This is a genomic window from Spirilliplanes yamanashiensis (genome assembly GCF_016863475.1).
Taxonomy (GTDB): domain Bacteria; phylum Actinomycetota; class Actinomycetes; order Mycobacteriales; family Micromonosporaceae; genus Spirilliplanes; species Spirilliplanes yamanashiensis.
Genome location: NZ_BOOY01000018.1, coordinates 150,034 through 162,615 on the forward strand (window position 1 = coordinate 150,034; position 12,582 = coordinate 162,615).

The 12,582-nt window shown below is 72.2% G+C and carries 12 protein-coding genes; 3 read left to right on the forward strand and 9 right to left on the reverse strand.

Features of this window, described 5'->3' with window-relative positions; all coding sequences use genetic code 11:
• Nucleotides 1-4: 4 nt before the first annotated feature.
• Together Sya03_RS12700 and Sya03_RS12705 are read right to left on the reverse strand one after the other, a co-directional pair.
• Nucleotides 5-676: a response regulator transcription factor gene (locus Sya03_RS12700; RefSeq protein WP_203938453.1), complete on the reverse strand. Its 672-nt coding sequence runs from the start codon at nt 674-676 to the stop codon at nt 5-7.
• Complete coding sequence (locus tag Sya03_RS12705) at nt 673-1,851, reverse strand: sensor histidine kinase (RefSeq protein WP_239107414.1); 1,179 nt, start codon at nt 1,849-1,851, stop codon at nt 673-675. The genes Sya03_RS12700 and Sya03_RS12705 overlap by 4 nt, the downstream gene beginning before the upstream one ends.
• A gap of 189 nt (nt 1,852-2,040) precedes the next feature.
• Between Sya03_RS12705 and Sya03_RS12710 the strand changes: the two genes are divergently transcribed.
• Together Sya03_RS12710 and Sya03_RS12715 are read left to right on the forward strand one after the other, a co-directional pair.
• Nucleotides 2,041-2,490, forward strand: a complete 450-nt coding sequence (locus tag Sya03_RS12710; protein WP_203938454.1) for a DUF1707 SHOCT-like domain-containing protein — start codon at nt 2,041-2,043, stop codon at nt 2,488-2,490.
• Nucleotides 2,491-2,591: 101 nt separating this feature from the next.
• A complete protein-coding gene (locus Sya03_RS12715) occupies nt 2,592-3,401 on the forward strand; it encodes a metal-dependent hydrolase (RefSeq protein WP_203938560.1) in 810 nt (269 codons plus the stop codon).
• 2 nt (nt 3,402-3,403) lie between these two features.
• On the opposite strand, the gene Sya03_RS12720 is transcribed toward Sya03_RS12715, so the two are convergent.
• A complete protein-coding gene (locus Sya03_RS12720) occupies nt 3,404-5,032 on the reverse strand; it encodes a bifunctional 3'-5' exonuclease/DNA polymerase (protein WP_203938561.1) in 1,629 nt (542 codons plus the stop codon).
• A 74-nt stretch (nt 5,033-5,106) separates the two neighbouring features.
• On the opposite strand from Sya03_RS12720, the gene Sya03_RS12725 reads away from it, so the two are divergent.
• On the forward strand, nt 5,107-5,907 hold the full coding sequence (locus Sya03_RS12725; RefSeq protein ID WP_203938455.1) for a class I SAM-dependent methyltransferase: 801 nt from the start codon (nt 5,107-5,109) through the stop codon (nt 5,905-5,907).
• On the opposite strand, the gene Sya03_RS12730 is transcribed toward Sya03_RS12725, so the two are convergent.
• The 6 genes from Sya03_RS12730 to Sya03_RS12755 form a co-directional block, all read right to left on the reverse strand.
• Nucleotides 5,900-6,829 (reverse strand): carbohydrate ABC transporter permease, encoded by a 930-nt coding sequence (locus Sya03_RS12730; RefSeq protein ID WP_203938456.1) that lies wholly within the window; start codon nt 6,827-6,829, stop codon nt 5,900-5,902. The genes Sya03_RS12725 and Sya03_RS12730 overlap by 8 nt on opposite strands.
• A complete protein-coding gene (locus Sya03_RS12735) occupies nt 6,829-7,734 on the reverse strand; it encodes a carbohydrate ABC transporter permease (protein WP_203938457.1) in 906 nt (301 codons plus the stop codon). Before Sya03_RS12735 ends, Sya03_RS12730 begins: the two co-directional genes overlap by 1 nt.
• A gap of 26 nt (nt 7,735-7,760) precedes the next feature.
• Nucleotides 7,761-9,197, reverse strand: coding sequence for an N-acetylglucosamine/diacetylchitobiose ABC transporter substrate-binding protein (ngcE, locus tag Sya03_RS12740; protein WP_203938458.1), 1,437 nt, complete (start codon nt 9,195-9,197; stop codon nt 7,761-7,763).
• A 28-nt stretch (nt 9,198-9,225) separates the two neighbouring features.
• Nucleotides 9,226-10,107: a carbohydrate ABC transporter permease gene (locus Sya03_RS12745; RefSeq protein ID WP_203938459.1), complete on the reverse strand. Its 882-nt coding sequence runs from the start codon at nt 10,105-10,107 to the stop codon at nt 9,226-9,228.
• Nucleotides 10,107-11,033, reverse strand: coding sequence for a carbohydrate ABC transporter permease (locus tag Sya03_RS12750; RefSeq protein ID WP_239107415.1), 927 nt, complete (start codon nt 11,031-11,033; stop codon nt 10,107-10,109). The genes Sya03_RS12745 and Sya03_RS12750 overlap by 1 nt, the downstream gene beginning before the upstream one ends.
• A gap of 161 nt (nt 11,034-11,194) precedes the next feature.
• Nucleotides 11,195-12,493 carry an extracellular solute-binding protein gene (locus Sya03_RS12755; RefSeq protein WP_203938461.1) on the reverse strand — a complete coding sequence of 433 codons (1,299 nt, stop codon included), beginning with the start codon at nt 12,491-12,493 and terminating at the stop codon, nt 11,195-11,197.
• Nucleotides 12,494-12,582 lie beyond the last annotated feature (89 nt).

Consider the following 12,582-nt stretch of genomic DNA (forward strand, 5'->3'; position numbering starts at 1 on the left):
CCCGTCAGGTCAGCCAGCCGGGGCGGATCAGGCCCGCCTCGTACGCGGTGACGACCAGCTGGGCGCGGTCGCGGGCGGCGAGCTTGACCATCGTGCGGCTCACGTGGGTCTTCGCCGTCGCCGGGCTGATGAGCAGCCGGGTGGCGATCTCGTCGTTCGACAGGCCCTCGCCCACCAGCGCGAGAACCTCGCGTTCGCGGTCGGTGAGCTGGTCGAGGGCCGGGGGCGGCGCGGCCGCGCGGCCCGGGTTCGCGGCGGCGAAGCGGGTGATCACGCGGCGGGTGGCGCCCGGGCTCAGCAGGGCGTCGCCGGCCGCGACGGCGCGCACGCCGCGGAGCAGGTCGACCGGCTCGGTGTCCTTGACCAGGAAGCCGGACGCGCCGACGCGCAGCGCCTCGAAGACGTACTCGTCCAGCTCGAAGGTGGTCAGGATGAGCACCCGGGTGGCGGCCAGCGCCGGGTCGGCGGCGATGCGGCGGGTGGCCTCCAGGCCGTCGACGCCGGGCATCCGGATGTCCATCAGGACCACGTCGGGGCGGTGGTCGGCGGCGAGGCGGGCCGCCGCCAGGCCGTCCGCGGCCTCGGCGACCACGGCGATGTCGGGCTCGGCGTCCAGCAGGGCGCGGAAGCCCGCCCGGACGAGGGCCTGGTCGTCGGCCAGCAGGACGGTGATCACGGCGTACCCCCGGTGGGCAGGACCGCGGCGACGCGGAAGCCGCCCGCGGTGTCCGGGCCCGCGGACAGCGTGCCGCCCAGCGACTCGGCGCGGGCGCGCATGCCGGCGATGCCGTTGCCGGTGGGGTCGGCGTCGTCGGCCGGCGGGCCGTCGTTGGCGACCGTGACGGTGAGGTCGGCGGGGCCGTAGGCCACGGTGACGACCGCGCGGGCGTCCGCCGGGCCGTGCCGGCGGACGTTGGTCAGGGCCTCCTGCACGATCCGGTACGCCGCGCGGTCCACCTCCGGCGGCACCGGGCGGGCGGCGCCCGCGACGCGGGTGTCCACGGCGATGCCGGCGTCGGCGGTCAGGTCGGTGAGCCGGTCGAGGCCCGGGGCGGGCTGGCGCGGCGCGGCCTCGGCGGCCTCGTCGTCGGTGCGCAGCACGCCGAGCACGCCGCGGACCTCGGCGAGCGCCTCCGCGCTGGCCGCCCGGATCGCCGTCAGGGCCTCGCGGGCCTGCTCGGGGCGGCTGTCCATCAGGTGCAGGCCCACGTTGGCCTGCACGCTGATCAGCGACAGGTGGTGGCCGAGGACGTCGTGCAGCTCGCGCGCCATCCGCAGCCGCTCCTCCGACGCCTGCCGGCGCTGCCGCTCGGCGCGGGCCCGCTGCTGCTCGGCGTGCGCCTTCGCCATCTCCGCGTAGTGCTCGCCGCGGACCTTCGCCGCGCCGCCCAGCAGCACGGTCAGCACCAGCGCCACGCCGGTGAGGACGGCCTCGCGCGGCTCGGGGCGCACCGCCGCCGGCACGCCGGGCAGCACCAGCGGCAGGACCAGCCAGGACAGGTACGCGCCGGCCGCGATCGCCACGGCGGCCGGGGTGCGCCGCCCGGTGCGCACCGCGTGGAACAGCGCCACCACCCCCGCCACCGCGAACGTCCAGCGCGGCGCGGCGGTCAACGCGTACGCCACGGTCGCGGCGGCCGCGACGGCCAGCACCGCGATCGGCGCGCGCCGCCGCACCAGCAGGGCGGCCGGGCCGGCCAGCAGCAGCGGGTACGCGAGCACGCCCAGGTCGACCGGCGGCGCACCGGCGCGGGCCGCGGCGCGCGCACCGAGCACGTGGAATAGGGCGGCGGCGACCGCGGCTCCCCCGCCGTGCCAGCCGCGCCGCCGGCGCTCCGGCAGGTGTCTCACCCGGTCGACGCTACGGCACCCGCGCCGCCCCGGCGTCGGCGTCGCGGCGGGGGTCCGCGTACTCCCCGCGGGGTAGGCGGCGGCCCCGGCTGCGCCCGGCGGGGTACGGCGGGCGCCTCCGCCGGGCCGACGCCGGGCGGCCGCGCGGCCGCCACGCTGGAGTGACCACCAGGCAGGGAGGAACCGACCGTGACCACCGCACCGACCAGCCGCCTGCGCGCCTCCGACGCGGAGCGCGAGCAGCTCGCCACGATCGTCCGGGCCGCCATGACCGAGGGCCGGCTCACCCTCGAGGAGGGCGAGGAGCGCCTCGCCGCCGTGTACGCCGCCACCTACCGCGACCAGTTCGCCCCGCTCACCGCCGACCTGCCCGACGGGGGCCGGCGGGCCCTGCTCGACACGCCCGAGGCCCGCGCCGAGCTGGGGCGGCACGTGCGCCGGCACACCGCGTTCGTCGTCGCGGCGGCCATGGTGCTCACCGGGCTGTGGGTGCTGTCGGGGGCGCACTTCTTCTGGCCGGCGATCCCGCTGACGTTCCTGGTCATCGGCCTGGCGCGGCACCGGCGCTGGGCGCGGCACGGCCACGGGCAGCCGTGGGGGCACCGGTCGTACGCCGGGGGGCCGTACCACCACCGGTGACCATCGCCACTCCACAGTGGACGGCGCGGTCGTTGAACCGCCCTCCCCGCTCTGCCAAGGTTCTCACGTTCGCCGGCAGACCAGGGAGGGTGGCCGCACCGATGATGGGCCCGTCGCACGCGTTGTCGGGGGCGACCGTCTGGCTGGCGGGCAGCTGGGCACTCGACCACTTCGCCGGGTACGGGCAGACGCCGCTCGCCATCGCCGCCGGCACCGCCATGTGCGCCGGCGGCGCCCTGTTCCCCGACCTGGACCTGTCCGGCAAGGTGACCCGCAACCAGGGCGGCGCCACGGTCGCCCGCACGTTCGGGGTGTTCTCGCTGTTCGCCGCCGAGGTGATCGAGAAGATCTCGCTGGGCATCTACACGGCGACGCGCACCCGCCGCGACCCGCGCCGCGACAACGGCCACCGCACGTTCACCCACACCATCCCGTTCACCGTGCTGGTGGGCTGGGGCACCACCGCGCTGTGCGGGGCGTTCGGCAAGTGGGCGGTGCTCGGCATCGTCTTCCTCATGGTGGGCCTGGCGCTGCGCGGGCTGTTCGACCGGTGGGCGGAGCGGGCCGGTTGGGTCGTCGTCACGCTGGTCAGCGCGGGCGCCGCCTCCTACGTGTGGGCCAACCTGCCCGGCGAGCGCGGCTACCCCATGCTCGGGCTGGCCGTCGGGGTGGGCTGCTTCGTGCACCTGCTCGGCGACATGATCACCCGCAACGGCGTGCCGATCCTGTGGCCCATCCCGGTCGGGCGGCGCATGTGGCGCATGATCGCGGTGCCCAGCGGCATGGCGGTCAAGGTGGGCGGCACGGTCGAGGTGGTGGTGCTGCGCGGCGCGTTCACGGTGATCAGCGTGCTCGCGGCGGGCGGCCTGCTCATGCGCCCGCTGTTGCGCCGCTTCGACATCGAGATCTGACCTCACGCGTCCGCGTAGCACCGCACCACGGACACGTCGAGCGGGAAGCGCACCGGCGTGTCACCGAACAGCAGCTCGGCGGCCCGCTGCGCGCTGCGCTCCACCGCCGCCGTCACCGCCGCGGCCTCGTCCGCCGGGCAGTGCACCACCACCTCGTCGTGCACGAAGAACACCAGCCGCGCCCGCATGCCCGCCAGCTCGGTGCGCAGCGTGGCGAGCAGCACCAGCGCCCACTCCGCCGCCGTCGCCTGGATGACGAAGTTGCGGGTGAACCGGCCGCGGGCCCGCCCCGACGCCCCGCCCTGGTAGTCCTCGGTGGGGCCGTCGCCGTCGTCCTCGCGCACCGCCGCGTGCGCGGGCGGGCAGGTGCGGCCCAGCCACGAGCGGACCAGCCCGCCCGCCTCGCCCGTGCGGGCGGCCGCCTCGACGTACTCGAACGCCGTCGGGTAGCTGCGCCGCAGCGTGTTCAGGGCGGGCACGGCGGCGCCGCCGGTCTGGCCGTACATGGCGCCGAGCAGCGCCACCTTCGCCTTCGCCCGGTCGCCGCCGAACGCCTGCTGGGCCAGCGCCGCGTAGAGGTCGCCGGCGCCGCCCGCCGCCGCGAGCCGGGCGTCGCCCGACACCGCCGCCAGCACCCGCGGCTCCAGCTGGCCCGCGTCGGCGACGACGAACCGCCAGCCCTCGTCGGCCACCACGGCGCGCCGCACCACCTTGGGCACCTGCAGCGCCCCGCCGCCCCGGGTGGCCCACCGGCCGGACACCACGCCGCCCGGCACGTACTCCGGGCGGAAGCGGCCGTCGCGCACCCACGCGTCGCGCCACGTCCAGCCGTGCGCCGTCCAGATGCGGTACAGCTCCTTGTACTCCAGCAGCGGCGCCACGGCCGGGTGGTCGACGCCGCGCAGCACCCAGGCCCGGGTGTTCGGCACCTCGACGCCGGCCCGCGCGAACGCCCGCAGCACCTCGGCCGGCGAGTCGGGGTGCAGCCCGCGGGTGCCGAACGCCGCGTTGACCTCGGCGGTCAGCTCGGCCAGCCGGCGCGGCGGCCCGACCGGCTGCGGCGGCCCGAGCAGCTCGACGAGCAGCTGATCGTGGATGTCGGCCCGCCACGGCAGGCCCTCGTGGCCCATCTCGGCGCCGATCAGCGCCCCGGCCGACTCGGCGGCCACCAGCAGCCGGAACCGGCCCGGGTGCTCGGTGGCGGCGATGCGCGCCCGCTGGTCGGAATACACGGCGGCGAGCGCGTCGAGCGGGTCGGCGCCCAGCTCGGCGGGGGCGGCGGGCGCGGGCTCGAACAGCGCCGTCTGCGCGTGCCCGGGCGGCTCGGCGTGCCGCGGCGGCGGGTCGGGCGGCACCGGCGCGCCGGTGAGCCGGGCGTACGCGGCCGGCAGCGCCCGCGGCTCGCCCCAGCGCCCCGCGTAGCCCGACAGCAACGCCTCGGTCAGCTCGGCGTCGTGGCAGCGGCCGAGCCGGGCCCCGGCGCGCAGCAGCGGCGGGTAGTCGGCGGCGGCGGACGCGAGCAGCCAGCGCACCCCGGCCCCGTCGGCCGCGGTCACGGCGGCGGCGTGGGCGGCGGTCTCGGGGCCGGGCGGCTCGACCGGCCGCATGCGCCCCGCCACCAGCCCCATCATCACGCCGCCATTCTGCCGCCCCGGTACGACAAACCCGGTTGAACACCGCCCGCCGGTCCGCCACCGTGGGCGGGGTGATCGACGCGGAGATCCTGGAGTTCTACCGGCGCGGGCTGGAGGGCGACCGGCTCACCGCCGGCACCGGCCTGCTGGAGTTCCTGCGCACCGTCGACGTGCTGGAGCGGGTGCTGCCCGCGGCGCCGGCGGACGTCCTCGACGTGGGCGGCGCCACCGGCCGGTACGCGGCGGTGCTGGCGGCGGCGGGCCACCGGGTGCACGTGGTCGACCCGGTGCCGGAGCACGTAGCCGCGGCGGCGGCGCGGCCCGGCGTGACGGCGGCCGTGGGCGACGCCCGCGACCTGCCCGCGGCGACCGGCTCGTACGACGCGGTGCTGCTGCTCGGCCCCCTCTACCACCTCACCGCCCGCGCCGACCGGGTGCGCGCCTGGCGGGAGGCGGCCCGCGCGCTGCGCCCGAGCGGGGTCGCCGCCGGCGCGACGATCAGCCGGTTCGCGCCGCTGCTCGACGGCTTCGCGAAGGGGTACCACGCCGACCCGCGCTTCCGGGACATCGTCGACGCGGGGCTCGGCAGCGGCGTGCACCGCGGCCCCGCCGACGAGCCGCGCTACTTCACCACCGCGTACCTGCACCACCCGGACGAGCCCGCGGCCGAGCCGGTCGAGGCGGGCCTGCGCGCCCCGCGGGTCGTCGCCGTCGAGGGTCCGCTGTGGCTGCTCGGCGGCCGGCTGGACGAGATCCTCGCCGACCCCGGCCGGCGGGCCACCGCGCTGGACCTGCTGCGCCGCGTCGAGGACGAGCCCAGCCTGCTGGGCGCCTCGTCGCACCACCTGACGGTGGCGCGGGCGGCTACTTGACCGCGCCCGCCGTCAGCCCGGCCTGGATCTGCCGCTGGAAGAACGCGTACACGACGATCATCGGGATGATCGACATGGTGAGCGCGGCGAACAGGGCCGCCCAGTTCGCCTGGTAACCGGCCGAGACGCTGATCGCCGCGATGCCCTGGGTCAGCACCCACTTCGAGTCGGCGCCCGCGCCCTGCATGATCGCCACCGGCAGCAGGTACTGGTTCCACTGGCCGACGATGTTGAAGATCGTGATGCTGACCAGGCCGGACCGCGCCATCGGCACCATGATCTGGAAGAACGTGCGGGTGTGGGAGGCGCCGTCGACCGTGGCGGCCTCCTCGATCTCGCGCGGCAGCGTCTTGAAGAACGCGGCGAGGAAGAACACCGTGAACGGCAGCGAGTACGCGATGTAGACCAGGATCAGGCCGGTGAACGTGTTCAGCAGGTTCATCGAGCGCAGGATCAGGAACAGCGGCGGCAGCGCCATGAACGTGGGGAACGCCAGCCCCGAGACGAACAGGTAGTAGATGAAGCGGTTGCCCCAGAATTTGTACCGGGCCAGCACGTAGGCGGCCATGGCGCCGAACAGCATCGTGCCGGCGGTGCTGACCAGCACCACGAACACGGAGTTCAGGAAGTACCGGCCGACGTTGGCCTCGTTCCACGCCGTGGCGTAGCTGTCGAGGGCGAACGAGCCGGGCAGCGCGAACGGCTGGCCGAGGAAGATCTCGGTGTTGGTCTTGAACGAGGCCAGCACGACCCAGATGAGCGGCCCGACGGTGGCGACCGCCCACAGCACGAGGGCCAGGTGCGCGGCGCCGGTGAACGCGCCGACCTCGCGCTTGACGTCCGGCCTGCCGCCGCGCTTGGCGGCCGGGGCGGGGGCGACCGGGGGGCCGGCGGGGGTGTCCGTGCTGGCGACGTCGGTCATCACATCTCCACCGTGTCGCGCCGGGTGACCCGCAGGGTCAGGGCGGCGAAGGTCAGCGTCAGGAAGAACAGCACGACGCCGATGGCCGACGCGTAGCCGTACTGGGAGTAGTCGAAGATGTTCCGGTAGATCAGCATGCCGAGGACCATCGTCGCGCCGTCGGGGCCGCCGCGGTCCACCGTCATGATGTTGACGAGGGCGAACGCGTCGAACGCGGCGATGCCCAGGTAGACCCAGGCGACCTGGACGGTGTTCCACAGCAGCGGGATCGTCACGCGGAAGAACAGCGTGACCCGGGTGGCGCCGTCGAGCGCGGCCGCCTCGTAGATCTCCTGCGGGACCGAGCCCATGCCGGCGGAGAACAGCACCACGTAGAAGCCGACGGCCTGCCAGATGAGCACCGCGAGGATCGACCACAGCGCCCAGCGCTGGTCGGCCAGGAACAGGATCGGGTCGTCGCCGCCGTTGAGCAGGCCGTTGATGAGGCCGCTGCCGTCCGGCGAGTAGACCCGGCCGAAGATGACGGCCACCAGGGCGAGGGCCAGCAGCTGCGGGAAGAAGAAGACGACCCGGTAGAACTTGGAGCCCCACACGCCGCGTTGCATGCCGCCCTTGGCGCCGCCGCCCACGTTGAGCAGGAAGGCGAAGACCAGGGCGATGGCGATGGTGATGAGCGGCAGGAAGATCAGCAGCACGGCGTGGTTGCGCAGCGCCTGCCAGAACTGGCTGTCGTCCCAGAGCCGCACGAAGTTGTCGAGGCCGACGTACGTGGCCGCGCCGAAGCCGCGGAAGCTGGTGAACGACAGCTGGAACGTCTGCACGTACGCCGCGACGACGAACGTGCCGTAGAGGGCCACCGGCACGGCAAGGAAACCGATGATGAAGGGATACTTGCCGTGCCGCATGGCGCTCGTCCGTCCTTACCTGTGGATCAGCGGGTGAACTTCTGGATGGAGGAGTCGGCCTTGACGGCGTCGGCGGCCTTCTGCATCCGGTCACAGAACTTCTGGGCGTCACCACCCGAGAACATCAGCTCGTTCGTCGCGGCGCGGGCCTCGTCGTCGAGCTTCTTGTACCAGGTGTCGAAGCGGTAGCTGAAGTAGTCCGCGCCGGCCGCCTTCAGCATCGTGTCACTGCTGGTGAGGCCGGGCGAGATCGTCAGGCCGTCGGTCGCGCCCTTGACCACCGTGAGGACCTTGGTGGCCTTGGTGAAGCCCTGGGCGCCCGCCTTCGACAGCATGTGACGCAGGTACTCCATGCCGCCGCGCGGGTTCTTGCCCTTGGCCGCGACGAAGTAGATCTCGCCCGCGGCCGCGTAGATGGCGGTCTGCGGCATGGCGTCGGAGCCGGTGACGCTCGGCACCGGCATGACGGCGTACTCGAAGCCGGCCGGGGTGTCCTTGGCCTGCTCGTTCTCCAGCCAGGAGCCGGACGGGTAGATCGCGACCTTGTCCTGGTTCTGCTGGAGCTGGACCTCGGTGTGCTTGAGGCCCAGGTGCGCCTTGTTGCCGTACTTGGCGCCGATCTCGCCCCAGGCCTGCGCGGCCTGCTTCACCGCGGGGGCCTGCCACGCGCCGTCGGCCAGGTTGTCGATGTTCTTCAGGACGTCCGGGCCGCCGATCTTGGCGGCGCTGGTGAGGATCACCAGGTACTGGTAGTAGGACGCGTTCGCGCCGGCGTACGAGTACGGCAGGATGCCCTTGCCCTTGATCTGGTCGAGCAGCGCGGTGAACTCGGCCCACGTCTTCGGCGCGGTCCAGTTGTTCGCCGCGAACAGCTTCGAGTTGTACCAGAGGCCGAAGACGGTGAACGCGTAGTTCAGGGCGTACGGCTTGCCGTTGAACTGGCCCTGCTCCACCGTGCCGGGCACCAGGGTGTCCTTGACGGTCGAGCCGGCGATGTCGACCGACGGGGCGGCGAACAGCTCGGTCAGGTCCTGCGCCTGGCCGGCCTGGACGAGCGCGCCCATGTCCATCAGCTTCGAGCCCGAGTTGTTGATCATGTCCGGCGGGTCGCCGGCGTTCACCCGGGGCTGGATGACGGTGGCGATCTCCTCGGTCTGCGAGAAGGTCACCTTCGACTCGGGGAACAGCTTGTTGTACGACGGGATGTGCACGTCCGTCGCGTACTTGGTGCCGAGGCCGCCGTTGAAGATCACGACCTCGAGCGGGGCCTTCGGGTCCACGCCGAGCGGGTTGGTGTCGCTCTTCTCCCCCGACGGCGTGTCGGTGTTCGCACCCTCGTCGCCGCCGCTGGCGCAGGCGTTGAGCAGGCCCATGGCGGGCGTGGCGAGCAGGCCGGCCATCGCGGCACGGCGCAGAACGGTACGGCGGTCCAGCTCGGTGCCGGTGCCGGGGATTTCGGCCATCAACGTCTCCTAGAAGGTGTCGAGCGCGTCAGCCCTTGACGGCGCCGGCCGTCATGCCTGTCGCGATGTTGCGCTGGATGAGCAGGAAGAACACCACCACCGGGAGGGAGGTGATGATCGCGCCAGCCATGAGGGGACCCCACGCGGTGCCCCGATTCGTCTGATTCTGCAGCAGCCACGCCATCAGGTTCTGCTTTTCCGGACTGTTGAACGTGTTGATGATGATGAACTCGTTCCACGCCTGGATGAAGCCGTAGATGGAGGTCGCAACCAAACCGGGACCCGTCAGCGGCAGGATGATCCGCCAGAACGTCTGCCACCGGTTGCAGCCGTCGACCAGGGCCGCCTCGTCGAGCTCGCGCGGGATGCCGGCGATGAAGCCGCGCAGCGTCCACACGGTGTACGGCAGGATCAGCACCAGGTAGACGATGCCGACACCGATGAGGCTGTTGGTCAGCTGGACCTTCTGCATCATCAGGAACAGCGGGATGAGCAGCGCGACCAGCGGGACGAGCTGGACGGCCAGGATGATCAGGATCAGCGCCTTGCGCCCGTAGAACGAGAACCGGGCGATGGCCAGGGCGGCGAGGAAGCCCACCACGAGCGCGCCGAACACCGCGAAGACGGTGACGAGCATGCCGTTGATGAGGTCGTCGACGAAGTACGGGGCGTTGAAGGCCGAGATGAAGTTGTCGAAGGTCGGGGCCTCCGGGAAGAACGACGGCTCGAACTGCAGCACCTCGGGCGCCGGCTTGAACGCCGTGTTGAGGACCCAGTAGACCGGGAAGATCATGACCACGGCGAAGATCACGCCGAAGGTGTTCGCGACGACCGTGCCGAGGCCGCTGCGGCCGACGGTGACGGTGCCCTGCTCGTCAGCGCTGGGCTTGCGGCCCTTCTTGCCGGCCATCAGTCGACCTCTCCGATCTTGAACATCTGGCGGATGTAGAACACGGTCACGCCGAGCATGAGCAGCACCGTGATGACCGCGATGGCGGAGCCGAGGCTGTACTTCGACTGGCCGAACGCCTGGATGAAGGAGTACGTGCCCAGCGTCTGGTACTCGGGCTCGACCTTGCTGTCCCGCAGCACCCAGACCTGCGTGAACAGGCCGAAGTTCCAGATCACGGACAGCGTGGTGACGATCGTGATGAGCGGCTTGAGGATCGGCAGCGTGATCCTGCGCAGGGCCTGCCAGGGCGAGGCGCCGTCGACGACGGCCGCCTCCAGCAGCTCCTTGGGCACCTGCGTGAGGCCGGCGTTCAGGGTGATCGCGAGGAACGGGATGCCGGCCCAGATGACCAGCGTCGTGATGACGATCCAGCCCTGGGTCGGGTCGGCGAACCAGCTGTGCCCCTGGTAGTCGAGGCCGATCTGCGCCAGCAGGTAGTTGAAGACACCGAAGTCGGTGTCGACCATCCACTTGAAGATCTGCGCCTGGACGAGCTGCGGCACGGCCCAGACGAACATCATGGCGACGACCATCGCGAGCCGGACGGGCCGGGCGACCCGGCGCATCAGCAGGGCGACGGCGAGGCCGAACACGACCGACAGCACGACGGACACCACGGTGAAGGTGGCGGTGCGCCGCACGACGTCCCAGAAGAACGGGTCGGTCAGCACGTTGGTGTAGTTGTCGAGGCCCACCCACGGCGGGGTGACGCCGGTGAGCAGCTGGCGCAGGCGCATGTCCTGGAACGACAGCTGCATCATGCGGAACATCGGGTAGCCGAGCAGCGCGGCCAGGATCAGCAGCGCGGGCGCGGCCAGCAGCAGCGGAGTCCGAGCGCTGTCATTCTTCCGGCGCTTGGGCTTGACCGCGCCGCGTTGAGGCAAACGCTGGTGGCCGCCAGACGGTCGGTGCTGTCTGGGAGTCGCCGGGGAGTCGACGGCGTACATCGGATCCTTCCTTTCCAGGAGGGGCTGAGCCGAGAAGGGGGGGTTCGGCACCTGGTGCGCCGCCCGGCCGGGGAGCCCGGCCGGGCGGCGCGAACGCGTCAGGAGGCGTTCAGGATGGTGTTGATCTGCTCGTCACCCCATGCGGTGGCTTCCTGCACCGTCTTCTTGCCGGTGAGGATGTCGCGCAGCATGGTCTGCGGAACGGTCTGCTTCTCGACGTCGGCCCACTTGGCCGAGTTCGGCGGGAACCAGCTGTTCTTGGCGGCCTGCGCGGTCGCCTCCATGCCCTCGACCGCAGCGGCCTTGTCCAGCAGGGCGGTGGAGTTCGGCAGCGCGTTGGCCGCGATCAGGCCCTCCATCGACTTGGTGTCGGTGAACGCCTTGACCCACTTGGCGGCGAGCGCCTGGTTGGCCGACTTCTGCGTCACGCCGAGGTTCGAGCCGCCCAGGAACGACGGGACCTCGGGCATCGGGGCGAGCGCCAGCTTGCCCTTGACCTTGGTGGGAACGAGCTCCGACTCGGGGTCGTTCGGGTCCTTGCGGATCTCCTCCGCGGAGCCCTTCTCCCAGCCGTTGCCGTAGAACATCGCGGCCTGGCCCTGCGCGAAGATCGCGGCCTGGTCGTTCTCGTCCTTGGCCGGGTCAGCCTTCGAGTACGCCTTGTGAAGGTCGACCCAGTCCTGCAGGCCCTGCTGGAACGCCGGCTGCGACATCTGGCCGACCCACTTGTCGCCTTCCTTGACGGCGATCTTGCCACCGCTGCGCTGGCCGAAGGAGAAGGCCATGAACCAGTTGGTGGGGATGTAGAACGCGCCGAACTTCGAGTCCTTGTTGTCGGACTCGAGCTTGTCGGCCGCCGTCTTCAGCTCGGCGAGGGTCTTCGGGACCTCGACCTTGGACTTCTCGAAGAGGTCCGTGCGGTAGATGAGGACCCGGGCGCCCGCGTAGTACGGCACGCAGAAGGTCTTGCCGTCGAGCTCGCAGGCGCCGGACAGACCGGTCAGCCAGGTGCTCGAGTTCTCGAACTCGTCCTTCTTGAGCTCGGCGAACGCGCCGGCGTCCACGTACTTCGCGAACTCGGTGTTACCGAGCTCGACGACGTCCGGGACCTCGGCGCCGGCCAGGGTGGCGTCCAGCTTGGTGAGGTGGTTCGCCCACTGCTGGTACTCGACCTTGACGTCCGCGCCGGTCTCCGCCTTGAAGCGGGCGTTGGCGTCGTCGACGACCTTCTTCCAGCCCGACTCCGCGTCGACCATCAGCCAGACCTTGATGGTCTTGCCGGCGCCGTCGACCTTGCCCTCGGTCGACGGAGCGGTGGTGCCGCCGCTGTCACCGCAGGCGGCAGCACCCAGCAGCGTGGCCGCCAGGGCGGCAGCGATCGCAATTCTGCGCTTCACGCTTCGTTCCTCTCTGAAATTCAGTACTTCGCAGGTTGTTACGAGGGGGTGGTGCGCCGGCGCCCCGAGGGGTGGGGACACCGGCCGGT

Coding starts and splice junctions, on each gene's coding strand:
- ngcE (WP_203938458.1), bottom strand. CDS start 9,197: ATGGCCGAAATCCCCGGCACCGGCACCGAGCTGGACCGCCGTACCGTT.
- Sya03_RS12715 (WP_203938560.1), top strand. CDS start 2,592: ATGATGGGCCCGTCGCACGCGTTGTCGGGGGCGACCGTCTGGCTGGCG.
- Sya03_RS12730 (WP_203938456.1), bottom strand. CDS start 6,829: ATGACCGACGTCGCCAGCACGGACACCCCCGCCGGCCCCCCGGTCGCC.
- Sya03_RS12735 (WP_203938457.1), bottom strand. CDS start 7,734: ATGCGGCACGGCAAGTATCCCTTCATCATCGGTTTCCTTGCCGTGCCG.
- Sya03_RS12745 (WP_203938459.1), bottom strand. CDS start 10,107: ATGGCCGGCAAGAAGGGCCGCAAGCCCAGCGCTGACGAGCAGGGCACC.
- Sya03_RS12720 (WP_203938561.1), bottom strand. CDS start 5,032: ATGATGGGGCTGGTGGCGGGGCGCATGCGGCCGGTCGAGCCGCCCGGC.